Raw genomic sequence first — 23,819 nt, 5'->3', positions numbered from 1 at the left:
CAATCAGTCGTCGAACGGGCCGGCTGCGACGAACGCACCGCCCTGGTAGATCCTGGCCGGGTCATCGGCGGCCGGCATTGGCTGGGCTTCGATCTTGTCGCGGAAAATCTCGGAAGTGTCCTTGGGTTGGTAACCCAGGTGCGCGGCGTGGCTGTTGTCCCACCAGACGTCGCGGTTGGCGGACACGCCGTAGACCACGGTGTGGCCGACCTTTGGCGTGTAGAGCGAGCATTCGATCAGTTGGGTGAGGTCGTCGAAACTCAGCCAGGTGCTCATCATCCGGCGGTTCTGTGGCTCGGCGAACGACGAACCGATGCGGATGCTCACGGTCTCGATGCCGTAGCGATCGAAGTAGAAACTGGCGACGTCTTCGCCGTAGGACTTGGACAGGCCGTAGTAGCCATCCGGGCGACGCGGGGAGAGGGCGTCGAGGGCCTCGTCCTGCTTGTAGAAGCCGATGACGTGGTTGGAACTGGCGAAGATCACCCGCTTGACACCGTGCTTGCGGGCGGCTTCATAGATGTGGAACACGCCACTGATGTTGGCGCCCAGGATTTCTTCGAACGGGCGCTCCACCGAAACACCCCCGAAGTGCAGGATGGCATCGACACCTTCCACCAGTTGGTGCACGGCGTGCTTATCAGACAGGTCGCACGGCACCACTTCTTCGCTTTCATCGATGGCCGGGGCCATGTTGGCGATGTCCGAAAGCCGGATATGACGGGCGAAAGGCTTGAGGCGCTCGCGCAGGACTTTGCCCAGGCCGCCGGCGGCGCCGGTCAGCAGCAGGCGATTGAGGGGGTGGCGAATCGGTGTCGTAGTCATGGCATTACCTGAGCAAACAATGAGTGATATCCGTTGTATAGGCCATATGACCGCGGGCAAAGGGTGACCTTTCCTTGTGGGGGCGAGTCTGCTCGCGAAGGCGCCGACCCAGCAGCTCCCTCACCAGCAGACTCACCCAACCGCCTTACAACAAACTGATCGGGTAGCTGATGAAAATACGGTTCTCATCGAACTCGTTGGTGCTGAAGTCCCGGCGCATCGTCGAGTTACGCCATTTCACGTTGAGGCTCTTCAACGCGCCGCTCTGCACGGTGTAGGCCAGTTCGGTCTCGCGACCCCATTCCTTGCCATCGTCCACCGTGGCGGTGTGCACGTTGTCACCGCTGATGTAGCGGTTCATCAACGTCAGGCCCGGCACGCCGACGGCGGCGAAGTTGAAGTCGTGGCGCAGTTGCCAGGATTTTTCCTTGGCGTTGTCGTAGCTGGAGTTATAGCTGTCGTTGGCCAGGGTGCCGCCGCTGGTGCCGTTGACACGCATCCAGGCATCGTCGCCGCTGAGTTTCTGCAGGCCGACGTAGAAGGTGTTGCCACCGTACTTGGCCGAGAGCATGGCGAACGCGGTTCTGTTGTCCAGGTCGCCGGCCAGGGCACTGCCGTTTTCCTTGCCGGTGAAGTAACCGAGGTTGGCGCCCAGGGTCCAGTCGCCGATGGGCTGGCTGTGGGTCAGGTTGAAATACTGTTGCTGGTAGATGTCGCTCAGTTCCGCGTACCAGACGCCGACCTGGGTGCGTTTGTCGTTGAAGGCATATTCGCCGCCGCCGAAGTTGAAGCGGTCGGAGGTGAAGGCCGGGCGGCCGTTCATGAACATGTCTTCCATGCTCGCATCGTTGCGCGGGCTGTTGCCGCGGAACTGACCGCCATAGAGGCTCAGGCCGCTGATCTCGGTGGAGGTCACCTGGCCGCCGCGGAAGGTTTGCGGCAGGGAGCGGCCGTCGTCGGAACGCAAGATCGGCAGCACCGGCATCCATTCACCGACCTTCAATTCGGTCTTCGACACCTTGGCCTTCAGGGCCACGCCCAAACGGCCGAAGTCGTCGGCCGGACGACCGTCGTCATGCACCGGCAGCAGCTGGGTGCCGGCGGTGCCTTTACCGCCATCGAGCTTGATCGAGTACAGGCCCAACACGTCCATGCCGAACCCCACCGGGCCCTGGGTGAAACCGGACTTGGCGTCGAGGATGAAACTCTGGGTCCATTCCTCGGCCTTGCCCTGGGCGTTGTTCGGGTTGGTGAAGTTGCGGTTGAAATAGGCGTTGCGCAGGTTCAGCGTGGCCTTGGCATCATCGACGAAGCCTTCGGCACTGGCGGCCGTTGGCAGAAACGCGGCGAGGCTGCTGCAACCGAGCAGGACCAGGGCGGGGCTGGCGTTGAGAAGGGTACGGCGGTTTGGACGGTGATCGGGCGAAAAACGGACACGTGTGCTCACTATGACGCTCCTACTTTTTTGTTTTTTTTATTTTTGTCATACGTCGTCGTACAACATGGGGGGATTATTTGGAAGCGGCTGCTCATTGTCAACTGGCCATTATCGGAATTGTCCAACTCGGCTGTGCTTCAAGATGAGGCGTTTCAATGGCTGTTGCTGGGCGAGGTCAAGATCGCAGGCGTAGCGCCGGGGCAGATCTGTGGTTTGAGGATAGTGGGTAGGGTGATTGGTTGTGCGATGACTGGTCTAAGACATTAGTCGAATGCCCGCGATCTAATTGACGGTGCGGTCTCTTGTGGCGAGGGGATTTAGGGAAGCGCTAGCCGACTCACCACCACCCCCTGTGGCGAGGGAGCAAGTTCCCTCGCCACAGGGGCATTGTGTACATCCGCCTGAACTTGCACGGTCAAATGGGGAACGAGCCCCCAGTGTTTTCAACAGTGGGCGGATGCTAGTCTTGAGCAACGCTGTTGCCAGGGAGCCCTCATGGGCAATCACAAGATCGAGATTCGTCGCAGTAACGTTGAGAAAATCCTGTTGGCCGCCGAGAAGGTCTTTGCCGAGAAAGGCTTCGGCAGCACCGCCATGGCCGACATCGCCGCCGAAGTGCAATTGCCGCGTTCCAACCTGCATTACTACTTCAGCACCAAAAGCGAACTGTACAGCGCCGTGCTGTTCGATCTGCTGGAGGTGTGGAAACAGGATGCCTTGTGCTTCGAAATGTTCGACGACCCGCGGGTGGTGCTCAGCAGCTACATCCGCGCCAAGATGAACCACTCCCGCAGCCGACCCTATGGCTCCAAGGTCTGGGCCAACGAAATCATCCATGGTGCCCCGACCCTGGGCCAGGCGCTGGACGCCAGCCTCTATGAATGGGCCAAGATGAAGGAAGCAAAGATCCGCCAGTGGGTGGAGGACAAACGCATCCTCCCGGTGGAGCCCTCGAGCCTGCTCTACATGATCTGGGCTTCGACCCAGCACTACGCCGACTTCGACCACCAGATCAATATTCTCAATGACCACCAGCCGCTGTCCGACATGCAATTCGAACGGGCAGTGCAGACGGTGACCGGGGTGATTTTGCGGGGGATCGGGTTGGAGCCTTAGTGTTGTGGTAGGGCTGATGATGCCATCGCGCGCAGGCTCGCTCCCACATTGGAAATGCGATCCCCTGTGGGAGCGAGCCTGCTCGCGATGGCGCCAGTCCAGGCACCGCAGCTCTCAAACGGCTACATGATAGGGATTACGCGGATCATGGTCCCAGTCCAGAAATGGCTTGCCCGTTTCCACCGGCACCATCTCGATGCAATCCTGCACCGGGCAGGTGATCTGGCACAGGTTGCAGCCCACGCATTCCTCATCAATCACTTCATATTTACGCGTGCCGTCCGCCTGCTTGAGGCTGGCAATGGCCTGGTGTGAGGTGTCTTCGCAGGCGATGTGGCAGCGACCGCATCCGATGCAGGCTTCCTGGTCGATCCTGGCGATGACCTGGTAGTTGATGTCCAGGTATTTCCAATCGGTGGTGTTGCCCACCGCGCGACCGGAGAACGCCTGGAGGTTGGCGTGGCCGTGCTCGTCCATCCACCGCGACAGGCCGTCCTTCATCTCGTCCACGATGCGAAAACCGTGCAGCATCGCCGCCGTGCACACCTGCACCGCGCCGCTGCCCAGGGCGATGAATTCCGCCGCGTCGCGCCAACTGCCGATGCCGCCGATGCCGCAGATCGGCAAGCCCTGGGTCTGCGGGTCGCGAGCGATTTCGGCGACCATGTTCAGCGCGATGGGCTTGACCGCCGAACCGCAGTAACCGCCATGGGTGCTCTGGCTGCCGACGCTGGGCAGGGCGACCATGCGCTCCAGGTCGACGCTGGTGATGGAGTTGATGGTGTTGATCAGCGACACCGCGTCCGCGCCACCGCGATGGGCGGCCCGGGCGGCGACGCGGATGTCGGTGATGTTCGGCGTGAGCTTGACGATCACCGGCAACGAGCAATAGGTCTTGCACCAGCGGGTCACCTGTTCGACGTACTCCGGCACTTGGCCGACCGCCGCGCCCATGCCCCGTTCCGGCATGCCGTGGGGGCAGCCGAAGTTCAGCTCGATGCCATCGGCGCCGGTGGCTTCCACCAGGGGCAGGATGTTTTTCCAGGAGGCTTCGACACAGGGCACCATCAGCGACACGATCAAGGCCCGGTCCGGCCAGTCCTTTTTCACCTGGGTGATTTCCCGCAGGTTGATCTCCAGGGAACGGTCGGTGATCAGCTCGATGTTGTTGATGCCCAAGACCTCGCGATTGGCACCGTAGTGGGCCGAATAACGCGAGGACACATTCACGGCTGCCGGATCCTCACCGAGGGTTTTCCAGACCACGCCACCCCAGCCGGCCTTGAAGGCGCGGACGACGTTGTAGGCCTTGTCGGTGGGCGGCGCGGAGGCCAGCCAGAACGGGTTGGGGGCTTTGATGCCGGCGAAGACAATCGACAGATCGGCCATTTACGCAGCCTCCACGTTGAGCATCAGTTGAGCGTTGATCGCCTCGGCGGCGAGTTTACCGTGCTGCACCGCCTGCACGGTGAGGTCCTGGTCCAGGCTGGTGCAATCGCCGCCGGCATAGACACCGGGAATGCTGGTGCGCAGGTGTTCGTCCACCAGGATCCGCCCGTCCTGGCGCTTGAGTTCCCGGGCCAGTGGGTCCACCAGCGCGTTGTCATCGAAGGCTTGGCCGATGGCTTTGAAAACGGCGTCGGCGGCCAGGTCGAAGGTCTCGGCACCGATGACCAGTCGACCGTTTTCAAGATGGGTACGGGAAAAGCGCATGCCCCGCACATGCCCGGCGTCGTCGAGCAATACCTGTTGCGGTTGGGCCCAGGTCAGCAGACGCACCTGATTGGCCTTGGCGATGTCTTGCTCATGCAAGGTGGCCCCCATGTCTTCAAGGCCACGACGGTAGACCAGGCTGACGTCCCGGGCGCCGAGGCGAGCCATCTGCACGGCCATGTCGATGGCGGTGTTGCCGGCTCCGAGCACGATGCAACGATCGGCCAGCGGCAACTGGCTGAGGTCGTCGGCCTGGCGCAGTTCACGGATGTACTCGGTGGCGGCCAGCAGCCCCGGCGCTTGCTCATCGCTCAGGCCCAATTGTTTGCTGGCGGCCAGGCCGAGGCCGAGGAACACCGCATCGAACTGTTGGTGCAAGTCGCTCAGGCTGAGGTTTTCCCCCAGCTTCTGGCCGTGGCGGATTTCGATGCCGCCGATCTCCAGCAGGAAGTCCAGCTCGCGCTGGGCGTAATCGTCCACCAGCTTGTACTTGGCGATCCCGTATTCGTTGAGGCCACCGGCTTTGTCCCGAGCCTCGAAAATCACCACGTCATGGCCGTGCATCGCACTGCGGTGAGCGCAGGACAGGCCCGCCGGGCCGGCACCGACCACGGCGATGCGCTTGCCGGTGGCGGCAGCCCGTTTGAACGGGTGTTCACTGAAGCGGGCGTTGTCCACCGCGTAGCGTTGCAGCGAGCCAATCAACACCGGCGCGCATTCGTGGGCGTTGTTGCGTACGCAGGCTTGCTGGCACAGGACCTCTGTGGGGCAGACCCGGGCGCAACTGCCGCCGAGGATGTTGGCCGAGAGGATTTTCTGGGCCGCGCCTTGGACGTTGTCCTGGTGGATGTTGCGAATGAACGAAGGAATATCGATTTCGCTCGGGCAAGCGTTTACGCATGGGGCGTCGTAGCAATACAGGCATCGGGACGCTTCCAGATGCGCTTGCCTGGCGTTGAGCGGTGGCGCCAGGTCGCTGAAGCGGGCGGCGAGGGTGGCCGGGTCTTCCTGGGAATGGGGAAGGTGACTCAAGGGCTGGATCATGGAATGGGCCTCACGGTGTTTGAGGTGCTGCCTCTGGTGGGCAGTGGTTTTTTCGGTGTCTGGACTGACGCCTTCGCGGGCAAGCCCGCTCCCACAAGGGATTTGCGGCACACCACATATCTGCGTCTATCCCAGATCCAATGTGGGAGCGGGCTTGCTCGCGAAGGCCGCAGGCCTGGATGTCAGCGTTTCACGGCGGTTGGCTTATTCCACTCAGCCCGCTTGCTCAGCAGATCGAACACCGCCGGATACGCCGGTCGTTCGACATAGCGCCCGGCACCGCGCTCGGCCCGCAGGTCACCGTCGGCCCACACCAGCCGACCCTGGCTGATGGTATGGCTGGGCACGCCGCACACGGTCTTGCCTTCGAAGATGTTGAAATCCACCTGCTGATGATGGGTCTTGGCCGAAATCGTGCGGCTGCCTTGGGGATCCCAGAGCACCAGGTCGGCGTCGGCGCCGACGCGGATCGCCCCCTTGCGTGGGTAGAGGTTGAAGATTTTCGCGGTGTTGGTGGAGGTGAGGGCGACGAAATCCTGCATCGACAATTTGCCGCTGTTGACCCCTTCGTCCCAGAGCACGGCCATGCGGTCTTCGATACCGGCGGTGCCGTTGGGAATCTTGCTGAAGTCCTCACGACCAGCGGCTTTCTGTTCCGCGCAGAAACAGCAATGGTCGGTGGCGGTGGTGTGCAGGTTGCCCGATTGCAAGCCGTGCCACAGTGCCTCTTGATGTCCGCGAGGACGGAAGGGCGGGCTCATCACGAAACCGGCGGCGGTCTGCCAGTCGGGGTGGCGATAAACGCTGTCGTCTAGCAGCAGGTGCCCGGCCAGCACTTCACCGTAGACCGGTTGGCCTTTGCTGCGGGCATAGGTGATTTCGTCCAATGCCTCCTTGGTGGAAACGTGCACCAGGTACAACGGCGTGCCCAGTGTCTCGGCAATGCGGATGGCCCGGCTTGCGGCTTCGCCTTCCACCTGCGAGGGCCGTGACAGCGGGTGGGCTTCGGGTCCGGTGATGCCCTGGGCCAACAGCTTGCGTTGCAGGTGGTAGACCAGTTCGCCGTTCTCGGCGTGCACGGTGGGCACCGCGCCCAGCTCCAGGCAGCGTTCGAAGCTCGCCACCAGCGTGTCGTCGGCAGCCATGATCGCATTCTTGTAGGCCATGAAATGCTTGAAGCTGTTCACGCCGTGGTGGTTGACCAGCTCGGCCATTTCTTCACGGACCTGCTCGTTCCACCAAGTGATTGCGACGTGGAAACCGTAGTCGCTGGCACTTTTCTCGGCCCAGCCGCGCCATTGGTGAAAAGCTTCCATCAGCGACTGCTGGGGATTGGGAATCACGAAGTCGATGATCGATGTGGTCCCGCCGGCCAGGCCTGCGGCTGTACCGCTGAAGAAGTCTTCGCTGGCCACTGTGCCCATGAATGGCAACTGCATGTGGGTATGGGGATCGATGCCACCGGGCATCAGGTATTGACCGCTGCCGTCGAGCACTTCGGCCGCGGCCGGAACATCCAGGTTTTCGCCGATGGCCTTGATCATGCCGTCGGCACAGAACACATCGGCGCGGTAACTTTCATCATGGGTAATCACGGTGGCGCCACGGATCAACAGAGACATTCCGAGTTCCTCGCAGGCATGACCGACTGATGTCGGTTCTTGATGTTGTATCGATCAAGGTGTGCAGCGAGAGGGTGTTCCTGTCACTGCTGTCAGGATTAGACGCTAGTTGGAGATATTGAAATGAGCAAGATTATTTTCGATAAGTCGGTTTTTTAAATAATTGATTGAAAACTAACGATTAAATACAAAAAAACGCAGGATTTTGCGCTTCCAGGTCATTTTGACGAGCTTGACAGGATCGTTATTTGAGCGAGATTTGTTACGGCAAATCAGCGGCTTGACTGCCGTTGAGCCGTGGTAGTACGCGTGCCTTACTGCAAGTCCTCCGGCCATCGCCCCGTCGATGAACAAAAATAATGAAAACAGTGGAGCGGACATGACCAGATCAACTGTGACCGAGCGCGACGGGTTGTTTGAGCTTGAAGCCGGCAGCGACGTGCTCGAGAGCCCCCGTTACAACCACGACATCGCACCGACCAAGGTGCATGAGCGAACCTGGAACAAATGGCACATCACTGCCCTGTGGGTCGGCATGGCGATCTGCGTGCCGACCTATACCCTCGGCGGCGTACTCACTGCCTATTTCGGCCTGACGGTGGGCGAGGCGCTGCTGGCGATTCTGTTTGCCAACATCATCGTATTGATTCCGCTGACCCTGAACGCCTTTGCCGGAACCCAATACGGCATTCCGTTCCCGGTGCTGTTGCGCTCGTCCTTCGGGGTCATCGGTTCTAACGTCCCTTGCCTGATCCGCGCCCTGGTGGCGTGCGGCTGGTTCGGGATCCAGACGATGTTCGGCGGGCTGGCGATCCACCTGTTTCTCGGTTCGGTGTTCGAGGGCTGGAAGAGCCTGGGGGGCACGGGCGAGGTACTCGGCTTCATGATGTTCTGGGTGATGAACCTGTGGGTGGTGCTGCGCGGCGCCGAATCGATCAAGTGGCTGGAAACCCTGTCTGCGCCGCTGCTGGTGCTGGTGGGGGCCGGTCTGCTGGTATGGGCCTTGCCCAATGTCTCCCTGACCGAACTGATGGCGGTCCCGGCCAAACGGCCCGAGGGGGCTGGCGTGACCGGCTACTTCCTGGCGGGGCTGACGGCCATGGTCGGTTTCTGGGCAACCCTGTCGTTGAACATTCCGGACTTCAGCCGTTATGCCAGGAGCCAGAAGGACCAGATCGTGGGACAGATCATCGGCTTGCCGCTGACCATGTTCCTGTTCGCCTCCCTCGGCGTGGTCATGACCGCCGCCTCGGAAAAACTGGTGGGCGTGACCGTCTCCGACCCGGTGACTTTGATCGGGCATATCCAGAGCCCGTTGTGGGTGGCGCTGGCCATGGTGCTGATTATCGTCGCCACGCTCTCGACCAACACCGCCGCCAACATCGTCTCGCCCACCAATGACTTCCAGAACCTCGCGCCCAAGCTGATCGGCCGCTCCAAGGCGGTGATGCTGACCGGGCTGGTGGGATTGGCGCTGATGGCCCACGAACTGCTGAAGAAACTCGGCTGGATCATCTCCGACGTCAGCCTCGAGTCGGTGTATTCCAATTGGCTGCTGGGTTATTCGAGCCTGCTGGGGCCGATTGCCGGGATCATGGTGGTGGATTACTTCCTGATCAAGAAACAACAACTGGACCTGGCCGGGTTGTACCGCGACGACGTTTACCCGGCGTGGAACTGGAACGGTTTCATCGCCTTCGGCGTGCCGGTGGCCTTGACGCTGCTGTCCTTGGGCAGCGATGCGTTCAACTGGTTCTACAGCTACGGCTGGTTCACCGGCTCGGCGCTGGGTGGGGTGATTTATTACGGGTTGTGCGTGTTGCAAGGCGCCAGCCCAGCTGTCGTCAAGTCACCGCTGCAATAAGGGATGTATGCGGTCCTGTGGGAGCGGGCTTGCTCGCGAATGCAATCTGCCAGTCAACATCAATATCGACTGACACACCGCCTCCGCGAGCAAGCCCGCTCCCACGCTGGATCGCATTACACGCGAGATAAATGTTTTGAAGGAGATCTCCATGAACGCCCCCGTCGACGTCCTGCAATCCACCCACCAACACATCAACCGTGACCGCCTCTGGCAGTCACTCATGGACCTGGCCCGCTTGGGCGCCACGGTCAAGGGCGGTGTATGTCGGCTAGCCTTGACCGACCTCGATCGCCAGGCCCGGGACTTGTTCGTGCAGTGGGCCGAGGCGGCCGGCTGCACCGTCAGCATCGATGGGGTGGGCAATATTTTCGCCCGTCGTCCGGGGCGCAATCCGATCCTGCCGCCGGTGATGACCGGCAGCCACATCGACACCCAGCCCACCGGTGGCAAATTTGATGGTTGCTTTGGCGTGTTGTCCGGGCTGGAGGTGCTGCGCACCCTTAATGACCTGAACATCGAAACCGAAGCGCCTCTGGAAGTGGTGGTGTGGACCAACGAAGAAGGCTCGCGCTTCGCGCCGTGCATGATGGGGTCGGGGGTGTTCGCGGAGAAATTCACCCTCGAAGAAACCCTCGCCAAGGTCGACGCCGAAGGCATTACCGTGGGGCAGGCGCTGAATGCCATCGGCTATGCCGGTCCGCGTCAGGTCACCGGCCATCCCGTGGGCGCATATTTCGAGGCGCACATCGAACAGGGCCCGATTCTGGAAGATGAACACAAGACCATCGGCATCGTCATGGGCGCCCTGGGGCAGAAGTGGTTCGACCTCTCGCTGCGGGGGGTCGAGGCTCATGCCGGTCCGACCCCGATGCACCTGCGTAAGGACGCCCTGGTTGGCGCATCGATCATCGTCGGCGCTGTCAACCGCGCGGCCCTGGGCCATCAACCCCACGCCTGCGGCACCGTCGGTTGCCTGCAGGCCTACCCGGGCTCGCGAAACGTCATCCCGGGCGAGGTGCGCATGACCCTGGATTTCCGTCACCTGGAACCGGCGCGGTTGGACTCGATGATCGCCGAGGTCAAGCAGGTCATCGACGACACCTGCCGGCAACACGGCTTGAGCTACGAGTTGACCCCCACCGCCGACTTCCCGCCGCTGTACTTCGACCGGGGTTGTGTCGACGCCGTCCGCGGTGCCGCCCAGGGTCTGGGCCTGTCCCATATGGACATCGTCAGCGGCGCCGGCCATGACGCGATTTTCCTCGCCGAACTGGGCCCGGCCGGCATGATTTTCGTGCCCTGTGAAGGCGGGATCAGCCACAACGAGATTGAAAACGCCGCCCCCGACGACCTTGCCGCCGGTTGCGCGGTGCTGCTGCGGGCAATGCTGGCCGCGTCCCAGGCCATCGCCGAGGGACGCATGGCGGCTTGAACGAGTGGGGCGGCGGTTTCGCCACCGCCTGCAAGGGAACGCACGGCGACCACGGACGGTCGTAACCTCCATGCGCTTCTGACCTATGGAGACCCAATGAGCCAGGACGTCCCGACCACGGAGACCAATCGTCGTCAATTGCTGCAAATCATCGCCGGACTGTCGGACGGGGTGATGTTGATCGAAATCGACCAGACCATTGCCTGGGCCAACCAGGCCGTGCTGAACATGCATGGGGTCAGGAGCCTCGCGGAACTGGGCGCCAATGCCCGGGAGTACGCCCGGCGCTTCCATTTGCGTTATCGCAACAACCATCCATTGACGGAGGATAGCTACCCCATCGCCCGGGTCGCCCGTGGCGATGAGTTCAGTGATGTGCTGGTGGAGGTCACCCCGGTGGCCGATCCGGATCGCACCTGGGTCCACCGCATCCGCAGCATGGTGCTGACCGATCGCAACGACGAACCGACCTTGCTGGTGCTGATTCTCAGCGACGCCACGGAGTGGGCCAGCGCCGAACAGCGGTTCGAGAAAACCTTCGCCGCCAACCCGGCGCCGGCGGTGATCTGCCGCCTCAGCGATCTGCGCTACATCAAGGTCAACCAGGGCTTCCTGGAGATGACCGGCTACAGCCGTGAGCAGGTGATCGGCCGTTCGGTCTACGAGCTGGACGTGCTGGAGGCCGCCGAGCGCCGTGAGCTGGCCATCGAGCGCCTGGGGCAGGGCGCGACCATTCCGCAGATGCAGGCCGAGTTGAGGTTGCCGGAGGGCACGAGCAAGCAAGTGATCGTCGCCGGCCAGCCACTGGACTTGCACGACGAAGATTGCATGCTGTTTTCCTTCATGGACATGGAGCCGCGACGCAAGGCCGAAACGGCGCTGCGCCAGAGCGAGGAGCGCTTTGCCAAGTCGTTTCGCCTGTCCCCCGTGCCCACCCTGGTGTGCAGCGCCGAGCAACTGCTGCTGGAAATCAACGACGCCTTTCTCGAAACCACCGGGTACGCCAGTGAAGAACTGTTTGGCAAGACAGTGGCGGAAATCGGCTTTCTCGACAAGGACGCCAGTGCCACGTTGTTTGCCCGTCTGGAGAAGACCGCGACGGTGTCCAATGTCGACGTCAAGGTCCGCAAAAAGGGCGGCGAAATGATCGACTGCGAGGTGGCGGCCGACACCGTGATCATCCAGGACCAGCCTTGTTATCTATTGGTCCTGGTGAACATTACCGAACGCAAGCGCTCGCAACTGGAACTGGTGGCGGCGATCGAGGAGGTGATGAAGGATGCGTCCTGGTTCAGCCGTACGCTGATAGAGAAGCTGGCCAACGTGAAGAGCATCAACACGCAACTGCCCAGTACCTCCTACACCGAACTGACCGCCCGTGAACGTGATGTGCTGGGACTCATTTGCCAGGGCCTGGCAGACAAGGAGATCGCCGCACGTTTGAAACTGGCGCCCAATACCGTGCGAAATCACGTTGCTACGCTGTATTCGAAGCTGGACGTCCACAGCCGCAGCGAGGCCATTGTCTGGGCCCGGGAGCGCGGTCTGTTCGGGAATGACTGGAACATGAAGGCACCATGATAGCCAGTGCAAATGCACCGGAAGGGTTAGTGCAAATTCGGGTATCTGGCGGGCAGGTGGCTGCTTAGGATGTGAGGGTGCGGCACTTTCAACAACGGTGCCGCGTCCCTACGAAACAGTCAAGGAATACGCCGTAATGTGTAGTGATCGAAGCCAACGTGCCATCGACAGGATGTCTGCTGGAACCAAGAGCCCGGTGTTGTATGCCACTCCCTTGTGTTGCTTGCGTTGAGGGTGCCGTCCATGACCCAGTTAGCCCCCCTGCGCGCCCGACTCGAAGAAAGTTTCTCGCCGCTGTCCTGCGAATGCAGCCTCAACGGTGACGGCACCCTGACCGTCCGTCTCTATCGCCGCGAAAGTGGGGAGGTGGACCTGGTAGTGAGTGGCTTGAACCTTGACAGCGTTCGCTCCGAAGAAAGCCTGGCGAAGCTGATCGATGAATTGCGGTATGAGCTGCAGAAAACCCCTGGGCATCGCACCGATCCCGCTGGCTGATCCAGTTGTGGCTAGTCCATTTTTGTGGCGAGGGAGCAAGCTCCCTCGCCACAGGTAATTCTTACAGCAGCGTCGCCCGGCAATCGAGTGCCAACCGCGCACCGCCGTATTCGCTGCTGCCTACCTCCAGTGTGAACCCGTGCAAGTTGACAATCGCTGCGACGATCGACAGGCCCAGGCCAAACCCGCCATGGTGGCTGCTGCCCTCGGCTCGATAGAAGCGGCGGAACACGGCCTTGCGCTCCGGTTCCGGAATGCCTGGGCCGGAGTCGAGCACCTCGATGCGGGTGCTGTCGCCCTGATCGATACCGCGCAGGGCCACCTTGCCTCCCGCCGGGGTGAACTTGATGGAGTTGCTCAGCAGGTTCGACACCGCTTCGAACAGCAGGGCCCGGTCGCCGTTGAGCAAAGGCAGGGTCTCGGGCACTTCGAGGCTGAAGATCAGTTCGCCTTCCTCGGCCAGGGGCAGATAGAAATCATGCAGTTCCTGTAGCAACTGCAGCGGGTCGACGCGCACGAAGCCCGAGCGACGCTGCTGGTCTTCCAGCTCGGAGATCCGCAGCAAGCCTCGGAACCGCGCCATCAGCGTATCGGTCTCGGCAAGCACCTGATCCATCTGCAAGGCTTCGGGGGATCCATCCGCGGCTTGCTGCTGGATACGATAGAGCTGGGCGCGCAGGCGCGTCAGCGGTGTGCGCAGGTCATGGGCAATGTTGTCGCACACGCCCTTGACCTCGTTCATCAGGCGTTCGATGCGATCGAGCATGGCATTGACGATCGCCGCCAGCATGTCCAGTTCATCCCGCCGGCTCGACAGCGGCAGGCGATGGGTCAGGTCGCCGGCGACGATGGCCTCGGCACTGGCCTGCAGTTTGCGGATGCGTTGCAACGGTCGGCGGCGCAAGAGATGCCAGCCGGCAATCCCCGGCAGGATGGTCAGCGATACACCCCATAACAGCGCGTGGAGAATGATACGGGTCACTGCGAAGAGCGAGCCGTTGTCCCGCGCCAGCACCAGCCAGCGTCCGTCCTGGGTCCGGTTCGCCACGGCGTCGCAACTGTCGGAGGGCACGCCCGGATCGTCGTAGTCGACACAATCGCTCAATATGTGGATTTTGCCGTCCAGCGGCAGGTCGGCGGGAATCCGCTGGATCGGCCCGCTCAGGTGGCGCAACTGTGGATCGAACAGGCCATAGGCGTCGACGCCGCGATCGTCCAGGGTCAGGCTGGCCATGAGCGCATCTTCCAGTTGATCGCCGTGGATGCGGGCGAACAGGTGCTGGCGCTGCATCAGGGAGTGTTTGGCCAGGCTGTCGAGGTAGCCGAACACCTCGTAGTACATGACCCCCATCAAAATCGCGCTCCAGAGCACGAACAGCGCACTGTACAGCGCCAGCAGGCGGCTGCTGGAAGAGCGCCAGCCCTTAGCGGGGTTCAGCAATGACATAGCCCGAACCCCGCACGGTGCGAATCAGCGGTTCCAGGCCTGGCGGATCGATTTTCTTGCGCAGGCGACCGATATGGACGTCGATCAGGTTGGTGCCGGGGTCGAAGTGATAGCCCCAGACTTCCTCGAAAATCATCATGCGCGAAAGAATCTGCCCGCTGTTGCGCATCAGGAATTCCAGCAATTTGTATTCGGTGGGCAGCAGGCTGAGCAGTTGCCCGTTGCGACTGGCCTCACGGCTGATCAGATCCAGTTCCAGATCGGCCACCCGCAGGATGGTTTCCGGTTCCCGGGCGCCATTATTGCGCCGCAGCAGCACCTCGACCCGGGCGGCCATTTCATCGGTGGCGAACGGTTTGGTCAGGTAATCGTCACCGCCGGCCCGCAGGCCGCGTACGCGCTCATCCACATCGGAAAGGGCGCTGATCATCAGGATCGGCGTCGCCACGCCCATGGTGCGCAGGGTAGTGACGATCACCAGGCCGTCGAGCTCGGGCAGCATGCGGTCGAGGGTAATCAGGTCGTAGTCGCCGCTCACTGCTCGTTCCAGGCCTTCGCGGCCGTTATCGACCCAGTCGACGTTCAGGCCGTTACGGGTCAGTTCGGCGACGATCTCACGGGCGGTCACGGCGTCGTCTTCGATGGTCAGGATGCGGTTCATGGGCGGTACCGGGTTGAGAAATTGATGCCATTGCGCAGCATTCTGCCAAAGAAATCCTGTCGGCTTTCTGAAAAAAAGTTCATGGACGGGCAAGTGGTTTCACTGGCCTGGATCAACACTTGGTCACAAATAATCCCTAACATGAATCGAGTGCGCACCATTATGTTGCGTCCGTTGCCCTGCCTTGGCGCGCTGTCGCCGTCGGGTACCGACGCTAACCGGTGATGGTGTGCTGCAAGGAGCCGAGACCTCACCGGTCTTCGATAAAGCATTCACATCAAGGAAGAGCCGCATCATGCAGCCTCAAGACCTTCTACGCCAAAAATTCGATATCCAACCCTTGACCCGGCCCGACATGACGGTGCACCTGGACGGGCGGATCGTCAATGCCGCCCGGGGCGAAACCGTCCTGACCGTTATCCAGTCCCAGGGGCAGCGCCAGGTCGCCCGCAACGATCATGGCCAGATCAGCGGCGCCTACTGCGGCATGGGCGTGTGCCAATGCTGCCTGGTCAGGATCGACGGTCGTTACAAGCGCCGCGCCTGTCAGACCCAGGTACGCCCCGGTATGCAGATCGAAACCCGGACCAACCGCATCGTCGAAACGGAGGCGCCATGAACCTCGCTCCGGTGATCGTCGGCGGTGGGCCGGCCGGTATGGCAGCCGCCATCGAGCTGGCGGCCCATGGGCTGCGCTGCACGTTGCTTGAAGAGGCGCCGCGTCTGGGTGGCGTGGTGTATCGCGGGCCGTTGCGTGATGGCATCAGCCTCGACTACCTGGGACCGCGCTACAGCGAAGCCCTGGAAAAACTCCACGGCGAGTTCGACCGACACGCCGGGCTGATCGACGTCCGGTTCAACCACCGCGTCGTCGGGGCCGAGGGGCTGCGGGCGCTGATGCTGCTGGATGCCGAGGAGCGTGTCTGCGAGGTCGCCTATTCCCACCTGGTCCTGGCGGCCGGTTGTCATGAGCGCAGCGTGCCTTTCCCCGGCTGGACGCTGCCCGGGGTGATGCTGCTGGGAGGCCTGCAACTGCAGATCAAGAGCGGGGTGGTCAGGCCACCGAGCCCGGTGGTGATTGCCGGTACCGGTCCGTTGCTGCCGCTGGTGGCGTGTCAGTTGCATGCCGCGGGCGTGGCCGTGGCCGGTGTCTATGAAGCCTGCGCATTCGGCACGATTGCCAAGCAAAGCCTGGCGTTGCTGAACAAGCCGCAGCTTTTCCTCGATGGCCTGAGCATGCTGGCCTACCTCAAGCGTCATCGCATACCCGTGCGTTATGGCTGGGGCGTGGTGCAGGCCCATGGCGAGGGCGAATTGGACATGGTCACCGTTGCACCATATTCCAGCGACTGGAAACCCGACCTCGAACGTGCCGAACAGGTGCCGGCCCAGACGTTGGCGGTCGGCTACGGTTTCATACCGCGCACCCAGTTGAGCCAGCAGATGGGCCTGGAGCATGGTTTCAGCGACGATGGCTATCTGCGTGCAGTGTCTGATGCCTGGCAGCAAAGCAGCGAGGCGCACATCCACCTGGCCGGTGACATGGGCGGGATTCGCGGCGGTGAAGCGGCCATGCTGAGCGGGCGCATCGCTGCGCTGTCGGTGCTGATGCAATGCAATGTGCTGGACTCCCATGCCGCCCTCGAACGCCGGGGGCAATATCAGGCGAAGTTGGACCGGATCCTCCGCTTCCGTGCAGCCGTGGACCGCTACACCCGGCGCGGAGCCGGACTAACCGCGCTGCCGACGGCCGATACGGTGATCTGCCGCTGTGAGCACGCCACCCGCGCGGACATCGACCGGGCCATTGAACAGGGCGTGCAGGACATCGCCAGCCTGAAGATGCGCACCCGGGTGAGCATGGGCGATTGCCAGGGGCGGATGTGCGTCGGGTATTGCAGCGACCGCCTGCGCGAGGCCACTGGGCGCGCCGACGTCGGCTGGCTACGGCCACGCTTTCCGATCGATCCGATACCGTTTTCAGCGTTCCGCAATGTTGGCATGGAGGCCGCCCGCCATGATTAAGCATCCAGAGATCAGGGATTACGATGTGGTCATCGCCGGTGGCGGTGTGATCGGCGCTTCCTGTGCCTACCAATTGTCCAAGCGCAAGCACTTGAGAGTCGCCCTGATCGACGCCAAGCGCCCCGGCAACGCGACCCGCGCTTCGGCCGGCGGCCTGTGGGCCATCGGCGAGTCGGTGGGGTTGGGCTGTGGGGTGATCTTCTTTCGCATGATGTCGGCCAACCGCAAGCGCCAGACCCAGGGCGCCGCCGTGGCAGTAGATGCCAGCACGCCGCATATCCTGCCCCAGTCGTTCTTCGACTTTGCCTTGCAGTCCAACGCGATGTACCCCCAATTGCACCGGGAGTTGCTGGACAACCATGGCATGGATATCAAATTCGAGGAAACCGGGCTCAAGTTCGTGATCTACGACGACGAGGATCGCTTGTATGCCGAGCACATCGTCGCCTGCATTCCTCACCTGGCCGATCAGGTGCGCTGGCTTGACCAGACCGCCCTGCGCGAGGCCGAGCCCAGCGTCAGCCACGAGGCTCGGGGTGCATTGGAGTTCCTGTGCGATCACCAGGTCAGCCCGTTCCGACTGGCCGACGCCTACACCGAAGGTGCCCGGCAGAATGGTGTCGACCTGTATTTCAACACCCACGTTACCGAGGTGCTACGCAGCGGGGCGCGGGTGACGGGAGTAGACACCGCCGAGGCCGGCACCTTCAACTGCCGGACCCTGATCAATGCCAGCGGTGCCTGGGCGGCCGACCTGAGCGAGCAGGCCACCGGCGTGCGGATTCCGGTCAAGCCGGTCAAGGGGCAGATCCTGCTGACCGAGCGCATGCCGAAGCTTCTCAACGGCTGCCTGACCACCAGCGACTGCTACGTGGCGCAGAAAGACAATGGTGAAATCCTCATTGGTAGCACCACGGAAGACAAAGGCTTTGACGTGACCACCACCTACCCGGAGATCGAGGGGCTGGTGCAAGGGGCGATGCGGTGCATCCCGCAACTGGCCGACATCAATCTCAAGCGAACCTGGGCCGGCCTGCGTCCGGGCTCTCCCGATGAATTGCCGATCCTGGGGCCGATGCGAGGGGTGGAAGGGTATCTGAATGCTTGCGGACATTTCCGCACCGGCATCCTGACCTCGGCCATCACCGGGGTGCTGCTGGACAGGCTGGTGAACAACGAGCCGCTGCCGTTGGATATCACACCGTTCCTGGCGGATCGCTTCGAGGTGACGACGAGGGTTGCTGAGCCGAAGGATGTTGAGCTGGCCTGAGACAGAAGAACCCTGTCGGGTGAACACACAGTTGCAGCCGCGCGCGGACTTTGGGGGAGCGGGCTTGCTCGCGAAGGCGGAGTGTCAGTCAACAGATGTTTTGCTGACACTCCGCCTTCGCGAGCAAGCCCGCTCCCACAGGGGATTTGCAGTGAACGCCAAGTCTGCGATCACCTCAGGACCCTGTGGGAATGGTGTTGAGCGTTAATCCTCGAACCCCACCTGTTCATGAATCTCATCCACCTTGAGCTCCAGCCGATAGGCCACGGCAATGAACAGAGCCTGGCACAGGCACAGGGTGGCGCTCAGCGAGCGGAAGGCGAAGGAGCTGCCTTCGTTCACCAGCAGTATGGTGTTGGCGCGTTTTGCCAGGGGCGACAGGTTGCTGTCGGTGATGATCAGCGTCTTGGCCTGGTGATGCTGGGCGATGCGCAGGCAGTGCTGGGTTTCCTTGCCATAGGGCGTGAAGCTGATGGCGATCACCAGATCATTGGCCCGGACACTGCGCATCTGCTCGCGATAACTGCCCCCCAGGCCGGACACCAGATGGATGCGTTTGTTGGTGTGTTGCAGGTTATAGACCAGGTAATCGGCCACGGCGAAGGAGCGTCGCACGCCCACCACATAGATATTGTCGGCATTGACCACCAGGTCGACGGCCTTGTCGAACGCCTGGTCGTCCAATTCCAGCCCCAGTCGTTCGATGCCCGACAGCGTGGCGTTGATGCACTCGCGTGCCAGGTCGCCGCCGCTGGCTTTCTGCGACTTGTTGGCGATCATGCTGCGAATGCGTTGCTGATAGTTCTGCACCGGTGTGGTCTTGTGGGTATAGGCCTCGCGGAACAAGGCCTGCATTTCGCTGAACCCGCTGAAGCCGAACCGTTGGGAGAAGCGCACGATGGCCGAGGGATGCACTTCGCACTCGCGGGCGATGTCGCTGATGCGATCGACCATGATCCGGTCGCTTTGCTGGCTCATGTAGCTGGCAATGCGCTTGAGCTGGCGCGGCAGGCTTTCATATTCATCGGTAATCAGTTGCAACAGACGCTCGGCATTGATCGGAGGGCTGGCGAGGGCGGCCTCGGACGCGCGCTCGGATGGCGCCGGCAGATCGGGGCGGGTCATAGATAATCCTTCTGGCTTGTTCTTATAGAGCCGTCCGCTGAAAGACCGGCCCTCGACAATAAGTTGGCTGCTCGCAGTCTACAGCGTAGGCGCAGGGAAAATCATGACGGGTAACGTCGCAATCCATGACTGAACCGACGCACCGTGTCTGACACAGCTGATTTGCAGTTTATTGGAAAATATATTCCACATAAAAATTTATAGAAAAATTATTGATTTTTGCTCCTCGCTCGTTTTAGTCTGCACCCACCAAGAGCGTTGGCGCCGGTCCGGCAGCGAACGCAGGCTGATAAAAATAACAGGAGCCAGCATGGGCCAGACTCGTTTTGCCAGTGGGCGTCAATTGGATGTGATCTGCCTGGGACGCCTGGGCGTGGACCTGTATGCGCAGCAAGTCGGGGCACGGCTGGAGGATGTGTCGAGCTTCGCCAAATACCTGGGCGGCTCATCGGCCAACATCGCTTTCGGTACCGCGCGACTTGGGCTCAGGTCGGCGATGCTGAGCCGGGTAGGGGACGACCACATGGGCCGTTTCCTGGTGGAATCCCTGGCCCGCGAAGGCTGCGATGTCAGCGGCATCAAGGTTGACCCCGAGCGCCTGACCGCCCTGGTCTTGCTGGGCATCAAGGATCGGGAAACCTTTCCCTTGGTGTTCTATCGGGACAACTGCGCCGACATGGCGCTGCGCGCCGAAGACATCGACGAGGCCTTCATCGCTTCGAGCAAGGCGCTGCTGATCACCGGCACTCATTTCTCTGCTGAAGGCGTCTACAACGCCAGCCTCCAGGCGCTGGATCATGCCGACAGGCACAACGTCAAACGCATACTGGACATCGACTACCGGCCGGTGCTCTGGGGCGTGACGGGCAAGGCCGACGGGGAAACCCGTTTCGTCGCCGACCAGAAAGTCAGCCAGCATGTGCAAGGCATCCTGCCGCGTTTCGACCTGATCGTCGGCACCGAAGAAGAATTCCTGATTGCCGGCGGCAGCGAAGACCTGCTGACGGCACTGCGTACTGTCCGTTCGCTGACGGCGGCCACCCTGGTGGTCAAGCTCGGCCCGCAGGGTTGCACGGTGATACACGGCGCCATCCCGGCCCGACTCGAGGACGGTGCCATTTATCCGGGTGTCCGCGTTGAGGTACTGAATGTACTGGGTGCCGGCGATGCCTTCATGTCGGGCTTCCTCGCCGGCTGGCTGGAGGACGCCAGCGATGAACGCTGCTGCCAGCTCGCCAATGCCTGCGGTGGCCTGGTGGTGTCGCGTCACGGCTGTGCGCCGGCGATGCCGACCCGGGCTGAACTCGACTACTTGTTCGACAGCCCGGTGCCGATCACCCGGCCGGACCAGGACCTCGCGTTGCAGCGGTTGCATCAGGTCAGCGTGCCGCGCAAGGCCTGGAAGCAACTGTTCATCTTTGCCTTCGACCATCGGTGGCAACTGGTGGAACTGGCGCAAAAGAGTGATCGAGACTTGAGTAGCATTGCTGCCCTCAAGCAACTGTTCATCCAGGCGGTGGAACGGGTCGAAGCCGACCTGCAGCGCCAGGGCGTCGAGGCCGATGTCGGCTTGCTGGCCGATCAACGCTTCGGCCAGGACTCGTTGAACGCCGCCACCGGGCGCGGCTGGTGGGTTGCCCGCCCGGTGGAGGTGCAAGGCTCGCGTCCGCTGGCGTTCGAACACGGGCGTTCCATCGGCAGCAACCTGATCGCCTGGCCCAGCGAACAAATCATCAAGTGCCTGGTGCAGTTCCACCCCGACGACGAACCGCTGCTGCGCCTGGAGCAGGAGGCCCAACTGATGGGACTCTACAAGGCCTCACAGGTCAGCGGCCATGAATTGCTGCTGGAGGTCATTCCGCCGAAGGATCATCCGTCGCCCCATCCTGATGTGCTGTACCGCGCGCTCAAACGCCTCTACAACCTGGGCATCTACCCGGCGTGGTGGAAGATCGAAGCCCAGACAGCGCAGGAGTGGAAACAGCTCGACGAGCTGATCCAGCAGCGCGACCCGTACTGTCGTGGGGTCGTGCTTCTGGGGCTCAACGCCCCGGCTGCCGCTTTGGCCGAGGGGTTTCGCCAGGCCAGCCAGAGCACGACCTGCCGGGGATTTGCCGTGGGCCGCACGATTTTCCAAGAGCCGAGCCGGGCCTGGCTGGCGGGGGAAATCGATGATGAAACGCTGATCGGGCAGGTGCAGGGCACGTTTGTGGAGTTGATCGAGGCATGGCGTGCTGCCCGAAGCTGAATAGTGCGAACACTGAACCTAGTGTGGGAGCGAGCCTGCTCGCGATAGCGGACTAACCGTTAATAATCAGTTGCCTGACAAACCGCTATCGCGAGCAGGCTCGCTCCCACCAAGGTCCTCCGCAGCTTTCAATTGCTATGTAAAACAATAAAAGGTGCAGCCATGCCCGCTATTCGAATTGGCATCAACCCGATCTCCTGGAGCAACGACGACTTGCCGTCCCTGGGCGGTGAGACGCCGTTGAGCACTGCGCTGAGCGAAGGCAAGGCCATCGGCTACGAGGGGTTCGAGCTCAACGGCAAGTTTCCCAGGGACGCCAAGGGCGTCGGTGATGTGCTGCGTCCCTATGACCTGGCGCTGGTGTCCGGTTGGTACTCCAGCCGCCTGGCCCGACGTTCGGCGGCCGAGGAAATCGACGCGATTGCCGCCCATGTGCAGTTGCTGGCGCAAAACGACGCCACGGTGCTGGTCTATGGCGAAGTCGCCGATTCTATCCAAGGCCAGCGCATTCCCCTGATCGAGCGGCCGCGCTTTCACACCGACGACGCCTGGCAGGCCTATGCCGACAAGCTCACCGAACTGGCCCGCTTCACCTTGTCCCAAGGCGTGCGCCTGGCGTATCACCACCACATGGGCGCCTATGTCGAGTCCCCCTCGGACATCGACAAGCTGATGGCCCTGACCGGCAGCGAGGTTGGTCTGCTGTTCGACTCGGGTCACTGCTACATGGGCGGTGGCGAGCCGCTGCAGGTGTTGCGCAAGCACATCGAGCGGGTCTGTCATGTGCACTTCAAGGATGTGCGCAAGCCGGTGGTGCAACTGGCGCGCAACCATCTCTGGAGCTTTCCGGACTGCATCGTCAACGGCACCTTCACCGTGCCGGGGGACGGCGACATTGATTTCGCCGCGTTGCTGGATGTCCTGCTGGCCGCCGATTACCAGGGGTGGTTGGTGGTGGAAGCCGAACAGGACCCGGCCGTGGCGCCGAGTTATGCCTACGCCAAGAAGGGCTACGACACTTTGCGCACCTTGTTGCTGGAAAGGAGTTCCTCATGAGTCTGTTGATCAAGAACCAGCCCGCTGGCCGGACCATGGTCCAACTGCCCGAGGGCGAGTTGGAGTACGTCGTGTTCGCCGCCTACCGCCTGAGCCTCGGCGAAACCCTGCCGGTGGCCGCCGGCGACAAGGAGTTGTGCCTGGTGCTGCTCAGTGGTCGCATCAGTCTCAAGGGCGAAGCGCCGGGGCAGGGCAGTTTCGCCTGGGACAACCTTGGCGATCGCCAGTCGGTGTTCGAGGATAAATCGCCCTACGCCGCCTACCTGCCGCCCGGCAGCCAGGCCCAGGTGATCGCCTTGAGCGACGTTCAGGTCGCCGTCTGTGCCGCGCCGGGTTCCAGCCAGAACGATTACGGCCCACGGCTGATCCGCCCCGACAGCATGAAGCGCAGCGTGCGTGGCAAGGGCGCGAATACCCGGTATATCTGCGACATCCTGCCGGACAGCGAACCGGCCCACTCGCTACTGGTGGTGGAAGTGCGCACGCCGTCGGGGCATTCGTCGAGCTATCCACCCCACAAGCACGACACCGACGACCTGCCGCACCAGAGTTTCCTGGAAGAAACCTACTATCACCAGATCAATCCGTCCCAGGGCTTCGTATTCCAGCGGGTCTACACCGACGACCGCAGCATCGACCAGGCCATGGCCGTGGAAAACGGCGACCTGGTGGTGGTGCCCAAGGGCTACCACCCGGTCAGCGTGCCTTACGGGTACGAGTCGTACTACTTGAACGTCATGGCCGGCCCGAAGCGGGTCTGGCAGTTCCATAACGACCCGCAGCACAGTTGGTTGCTGGATCTCTGAACACCGTTTGCTGCCCGCTCACCCACGCCGTTTCGTATGGACACTGGA

At 62.0% G+C, this 23,819-nt stretch carries 20 protein-coding genes; 11 read left to right on the top strand and 9 right to left on the bottom strand.

Features of this window, described 5'->3' with window-relative positions; translation table 11 throughout:
* Nucleotides 1–3: 3 nt before the first annotated feature.
* The gene (locus FBX99_RS23925) at nucleotides 4–825 is read right to left on the bottom strand and encodes an NAD(P)-dependent oxidoreductase (protein WP_145133136.1); all 822 of its coding nucleotides are present in this window, start codon (nucleotides 823–825) and stop codon (nucleotides 4–6) included.
* Between the two features lie 145 nt (nucleotides 826–970).
* A complete protein-coding gene (locus tag FBX99_RS23920) occupies nucleotides 971–2,200 on the bottom strand; it encodes an OprD family porin (RefSeq protein WP_256677807.1) in 1,230 nt (409 codons plus the stop codon).
* Between the two features lie 558 nt (nucleotides 2,201–2,758).
* Between FBX99_RS23920 and FBX99_RS23915 the strand changes: the two genes are divergently transcribed.
* Nucleotides 2,759–3,379, top strand: a complete 621-nt coding sequence (locus FBX99_RS23915; protein ID WP_144925230.1) for a TetR/AcrR family transcriptional regulator — start codon at nucleotides 2,759–2,761, stop codon at nucleotides 3,377–3,379.
* A 114-nt stretch (nucleotides 3,380–3,493) separates the two neighbouring features.
* On the opposite strand, the gene preA is transcribed toward FBX99_RS23915, so the two are convergent.
* The 4 genes from preA to FBX99_RS23895 all read right to left on the bottom strand — a co-directional run bounded on the left by preA (nucleotide 3,494) and on the right by FBX99_RS23895 (nucleotide 8,139).
* A complete protein-coding gene (gene preA, locus FBX99_RS23910) occupies nucleotides 3,494–4,768 on the bottom strand; it encodes an NAD-dependent dihydropyrimidine dehydrogenase subunit PreA (RefSeq protein ID WP_145133132.1) in 1,275 nt (424 codons plus the stop codon).
* On the bottom strand, nucleotides 4,769–6,136 hold the full coding sequence (locus FBX99_RS23905; RefSeq protein WP_145133130.1) for an NAD(P)-dependent oxidoreductase: 1,368 nt from the start codon (nucleotides 6,134–6,136) through the stop codon (nucleotides 4,769–4,771). It lies immediately after the preceding gene.
* 182 nt (nucleotides 6,137–6,318) lie between these two features.
* Nucleotides 6,319–7,758, bottom strand: coding sequence for a dihydropyrimidinase (hydA, locus tag FBX99_RS23900; RefSeq protein ID WP_144925221.1), 1,440 nt, complete (start codon nucleotides 7,756–7,758; stop codon nucleotides 6,319–6,321).
* A gap of 174 nt (nucleotides 7,759–7,932) precedes the next feature.
* Nucleotides 7,933–8,139, bottom strand: a complete 207-nt coding sequence (locus FBX99_RS23895) for a hypothetical protein (RefSeq protein WP_144925218.1) — start codon at nucleotides 8,137–8,139, stop codon at nucleotides 7,933–7,935.
* Here FBX99_RS23895 and FBX99_RS23890 point away from each other — a divergent pair.
* The 4 genes from FBX99_RS23890 (at nucleotide 8,138) to FBX99_RS23870 (ending at nucleotide 13,133) form a co-directional block, all read left to right on the top strand.
* Nucleotides 8,138–9,622: an NCS1 family nucleobase:cation symporter-1 gene (locus FBX99_RS23890; RefSeq protein ID WP_144925215.1), complete on the top strand. Its 1,485-nt coding sequence runs from the start codon at nucleotides 8,138–8,140 to the stop codon at nucleotides 9,620–9,622. The genes FBX99_RS23895 and FBX99_RS23890 overlap by 2 nt on opposite strands.
* 151 nt (nucleotides 9,623–9,773) lie before the next feature.
* Entirely contained in the window at nucleotides 9,774–11,057 is a 1,284-nt protein-coding gene (locus FBX99_RS23880) for a Zn-dependent hydrolase (protein ID WP_145133126.1), read from the top strand.
* 96 nt (nucleotides 11,058–11,153) lie between these two features.
* The gene (locus FBX99_RS23875) at nucleotides 11,154–12,638 is read left to right on the top strand and encodes a helix-turn-helix transcriptional regulator (protein WP_145133124.1); all 1,485 of its coding nucleotides are present in this window, start codon (nucleotides 11,154–11,156) and stop codon (nucleotides 12,636–12,638) included.
* A 243-nt stretch (nucleotides 12,639–12,881) separates the two neighbouring features.
* The gene (locus FBX99_RS23870) at nucleotides 12,882–13,133 is read left to right on the top strand and encodes a DUF1652 domain-containing protein (protein ID WP_144925203.1); all 252 of its coding nucleotides are present in this window, start codon (nucleotides 12,882–12,884) and stop codon (nucleotides 13,131–13,133) included.
* Nucleotides 13,134–13,194: 61 nt separating this feature from the next.
* On the opposite strand, the gene FBX99_RS23865 is transcribed toward FBX99_RS23870, so the two are convergent.
* Both FBX99_RS23865 and FBX99_RS23860 read right to left on the bottom strand, forming a co-directional pair.
* Entirely contained in the window at nucleotides 13,195–14,580 is a 1,386-nt protein-coding gene (locus FBX99_RS23865; RefSeq protein WP_145133122.1) for a HAMP domain-containing sensor histidine kinase, read from the bottom strand.
* Nucleotides 14,558–15,241, bottom strand: a complete 684-nt coding sequence (locus tag FBX99_RS23860; RefSeq protein ID WP_047700891.1) for a response regulator transcription factor — start codon at nucleotides 15,239–15,241, stop codon at nucleotides 14,558–14,560. The genes FBX99_RS23865 and FBX99_RS23860 overlap by 23 nt, the downstream gene beginning before the upstream one ends.
* Nucleotides 15,242–15,536: 295 nt before the next feature.
* Here FBX99_RS23860 and hcnA point away from each other — a divergent pair, with 295 nt between their 5' ends.
* From hcnA to hcnC, 3 genes are read left to right on the top strand one after another with little or no spacing between them, the layout of a single operon-like run.
* Nucleotides 15,537–15,860, top strand: coding sequence for a cyanide-forming glycine dehydrogenase subunit HcnA (hcnA, locus tag FBX99_RS23855; RefSeq protein WP_144925197.1), 324 nt, complete (start codon nucleotides 15,537–15,539; stop codon nucleotides 15,858–15,860).
* Entirely contained in the window at nucleotides 15,857–17,266 is a 1,410-nt protein-coding gene (gene hcnB, locus FBX99_RS23850; protein ID WP_144925194.1) for a cyanide-forming glycine dehydrogenase subunit HcnB, read from the top strand. Before hcnA ends, hcnB begins: the two co-directional genes overlap by 4 nt.
* Entirely contained in the window at nucleotides 17,259–18,536 is a 1,278-nt protein-coding gene (gene hcnC, locus FBX99_RS23845; protein ID WP_145133120.1) for a cyanide-forming glycine dehydrogenase subunit HcnC, read from the top strand. Before hcnB ends, hcnC begins: the two co-directional genes overlap by 8 nt.
* Nucleotides 18,537–18,740: 204 nt before the next feature.
* Here hcnC and FBX99_RS23840 read toward each other — a convergent pair whose 3' ends face one another.
* Entirely contained in the window at nucleotides 18,741–19,661 is a 921-nt protein-coding gene (locus FBX99_RS23840; protein WP_144925187.1) for a MurR/RpiR family transcriptional regulator, read from the bottom strand.
* 310 nt (nucleotides 19,662–19,971) lie between these two features.
* On the opposite strand from FBX99_RS23840, the gene iolC reads away from it, so the two are divergent.
* From iolC to iolB, 3 genes are all read left to right on the top strand, one after another.
* Entirely contained in the window at nucleotides 19,972–21,909 is a 1,938-nt protein-coding gene (gene iolC, locus FBX99_RS23835; RefSeq protein WP_144925184.1) for a 5-dehydro-2-deoxygluconokinase, read from the top strand.
* 162 nt (nucleotides 21,910–22,071) lie between these two features.
* On the top strand, nucleotides 22,072–22,965 hold the full coding sequence (gene iolE / locus FBX99_RS23830) for a myo-inosose-2 dehydratase (RefSeq protein ID WP_145133118.1): 894 nt from the start codon (nucleotides 22,072–22,074) through the stop codon (nucleotides 22,963–22,965).
* The gene (gene iolB / locus FBX99_RS23825; protein WP_145133116.1) at nucleotides 22,962–23,771 is read left to right on the top strand and encodes a 5-deoxy-glucuronate isomerase; all 810 of its coding nucleotides are present in this window, start codon (nucleotides 22,962–22,964) and stop codon (nucleotides 23,769–23,771) included. Before iolE ends, iolB begins: the two co-directional genes overlap by 4 nt.
* The last annotated feature ends 48 nt before the right edge of the window (nucleotides 23,772–23,819 follow it).

The organism is Pseudomonas sp. SJZ074 (genome assembly GCF_007828215.1).
Classification (GTDB): Bacteria; Pseudomonadota; Gammaproteobacteria; order Pseudomonadales; family Pseudomonadaceae; genus Aquipseudomonas.
This window is presented reverse-complemented; position numbering and strand designations above follow the sequence as displayed.